At 69.4% G+C, this 2,754-nt stretch carries 3 protein-coding genes; 2 read left to right on the forward strand and 1 reads right to left on the reverse strand.

All coding sequences use genetic code 11. The features are described 5' to 3' along the window. The coding region (locus tag R6V09_RS50280) for a M4 family metallopeptidase (RefSeq protein ID WP_317888112.1) at positions 1–1,119 on the forward strand (1,119 nt) is incomplete at its 5' end. A gap of 51 nt (positions 1,120–1,170) precedes the next feature. Here the strand turns inward: R6V09_RS50280 and R6V09_RS50285 are convergent. Next, positions 1,171–1,914: a hypothetical protein gene (locus R6V09_RS50285; RefSeq protein ID WP_317888113.1), complete on the reverse strand. Its 744-nt coding sequence runs from the start codon at positions 1,912–1,914 to the stop codon at positions 1,171–1,173. A gap of 135 nt (positions 1,915–2,049) precedes the next feature. On the opposite strand from R6V09_RS50285, the gene R6V09_RS50290 reads away from it, so the two are divergent. Then, positions 2,050–2,754: ROK family transcriptional regulator (locus R6V09_RS50290; RefSeq protein ID WP_317888114.1), on the forward strand; the 705-nt coding region annotated here is incomplete at its 3' end.

The raw sequence follows: 2,754 nt of genomic DNA on the forward strand, positions 1-2,754 counted from the left end.
CCGACCGCGCTCACCGCGGCCAGCGCGACCCGCGCGGCCCGCGCGGCCCACTACCCGGTCACCGCCTCGGGCACCGGCACCTCCCTCTTCGTCGGCAAGGTGCCGCTGACCACCACCCGCACGGCACGCACCAGTTACCTGCTCAAGGACCCGACCCGCTGGGGCACCGAGACGCGCGACGCCAAGGGGCAGGAACTGGAGAGCTTCGCGCGCGGCAAGGCGTTCACCAGCACCACTGACAAGTGGGGCAACGGCACCGTCTCGCACCGCGACAGCGCCGCCGTCGACGCCCAGTACGGCATCACCAAGACCCTGGACTTCTACAAGAAGACCTTCGGCCGCAAGGGCATAGCGAACGACGGCAAGGCCGCCCGCGGCATGGTCCACTTCGGGAAGAAGGTGGCCAACGCCTTCTGGGACTCGACCTGCGACTGCATGCTCTACGGCGACGGTGACGGCGACATGTTCAAGAAGCCGCTCGTCGTCCTCGACGTCACGGGACACGAGCTGACCCACGGTGTCGTGGACGCCACCGCCGAGCTGGAGCCGACCCGCGTCGACGCGGACGGCAACCAGTACGGCGAGGCGGGCTCACTGAACGAGTCCCTCGCGGACATCTTCGGCTCCAACGTCGAGTTCAGCGCCAACAACGCGAAGAACCCGCCGAACTACCTCATCGGCGAGAAACTCGGCCTCGCCCAGAAGTTCCTGCGCCGCCTCGACCACCCCTCTCTCGACAAGCTCGAAGGCACCATCGACTACTGGTCGCCCCAGACCTACGACGCCGAGGTGCACGCCGGTTCCGGTGTCTCCTCGCACGCGTACTACCTGCTCGCTGAGGGCAGCGGACGCAAGACGATCGGCGGCTTCGCCTACGACTCGCCTACCTACGACGGGTCCACGGTCACCGGCATCGGACGCGCCAAGGCCACCGCGATCTTCTACCGCGCGCTCACCCGCTACATGGTGTCGACCACCGACTTCCACGACGCGCGCCTCGCCACGCTGAAGGCGGCGGCGGACCTCTACGGCGCGAACAGCACGGCGTACCAGACCGTCGACAAGGCCTGGGCCGCCGTGAACGTCACGGTCGCCAACACCCCTGCGATCAGGCGCTGATGACCGCCCGGGTGTCCCGCCACGAGCGGGGCACCCGGACTCCCGGCCGCCTCAGATCCACTGCTTCTCCACCTCCTCGGACACCGTGAACACGGCCTCGCAGGAAGGGCAACTCGCCTTCCCGAAGACATACGTCAACGCCGTCGCGACCTCTGTCTGCCCGAACCCGACCGCCTCGCCGTGCAGCCGCGCACCGATGCCGTCGAGTGCGTCGGGCGCGGCCGGTATCAAGTCCGTCCGCCCCTCGGTGTTCTCCTCCTTGCCCGTGCCGGTGACGTAGTCGCCGGCCGAGGTGAAGACGCCGTACGAACCGAACGCGACGTACAGGCCCTCCTCGCACTCGGGGCATTCGAGGTCGTACTCCTCGCTGTTCACACCCTCCAAAGCCTCGGCCCACACCCCGCCGCCCTCGAAGGCGAGCACGGCCATCTGCAGATAGACGAAGGTGTGCGCGTCCTGCGTCGGGTCGGCGCGCAACCGGCGTGCGACGTCGAGCAGTTGGCCTATCTCGTGCGCATAGCGCTTGTGGCAGTCCTCGTCTGGGTCCGTGGTGATCAGCCCGGCCATGGTCACCGCCTGTATCGGCCCGCCCGGTGCCCGCTCCAGCGCGATGTCGACGAGCACCGGCATCGCCGCCCAACTCGCGTCGTACACCGACCCCTGGTGACACAGGGAACCCCACAACTCCTGCCACACGGCTTCGTCCTCGGAGCCGCCGAGGCGCGCGAACATGCCGGGGATGTCCTCGGCACTGCCGTAGGCGTGCGTCAGCTCGGACCAGTCGATCGTCGTCATACGGCGATTGTGCCGCCCGGCACTGACAACGCGGGTCCGGCCGCCGACGGCTCGGTTAGACCCTCCGTCAACTTGGACCGGACGAATCCTGCTTCTTTCATTGACGACGGAAAAGAAGGCATCTAGGTTCCGGCCATGCGCTCGATCCCTCACACCGAGTCGTTCCCGGCCCATACGCCGGCCGCCTCGCAGGTCTTCACGACCGTCCTCTCCCACGGCCCCCTCACCCGTCTTGAGGTGGCCCGCCGGGCCGGGCTGTCGGCGGCGGCCGTGACCAAGGCGGTCCGGCCGCTGATGGAGGCGGGGTACCTGGCGGAGGGTGTCGACGAGGACGCGCCCCCGGCACTGGGGCGGCCCGCGAACCTCGTACGGGTCGACGGCGGGCGCGCGCTGTTCATCGGGGTCAAGGTGACCGGCGACGAGATCATCGGCGTCCTCACCGACCTGTGCTGCCGCATCCGTGTGGCCCGCCATGTGCCGCTGACCGACCGCGACCCCAGGGCGGTGCTGGCCTCGATCTCGGACCTGGCCCAGGAACTCCGCACCGAGGCGGAGGACTTGGGCATCCGGGTGGTCGGCCTCGGCCTCGCGGTCTCCGGCGACGTGGACCGCGGCGAAGGGGTCGTCCGCTACTCGCCGTTCCTGGAGTGGCGTGACGTACCGCTCGCCGAACTGGCCGCCATGACCACGGGGTTGCCCGTCACCGTCGACAACGACGTGCGCGCGCTGACCGTCGCCGAGCAGTGGTTCGGCGCCGGCGCCGGACTCACGGACTTCGCCGTGGTGACCGTCGGCGCGGGCATCGGCTGCGGACTGGTCGTGCACGGCCGGGTCGTCGCC

The sequence above is a fragment of the Streptomyces sp. W16 genome, from assembly GCF_033194735.1.
Lineage (GTDB): Bacteria > Actinomycetota > Actinomycetes > Streptomycetales > Streptomycetaceae > Streptomyces.

Excerpts from the sequence above, each read along its gene's own strand:
- R6V09_RS50285 (WP_317888113.1), bottom strand. The coding sequence starts at position 1,914 with ATGACGACGATCGACTGGTCCGAGCTGACGCACGCCTACGGCAGTGCC.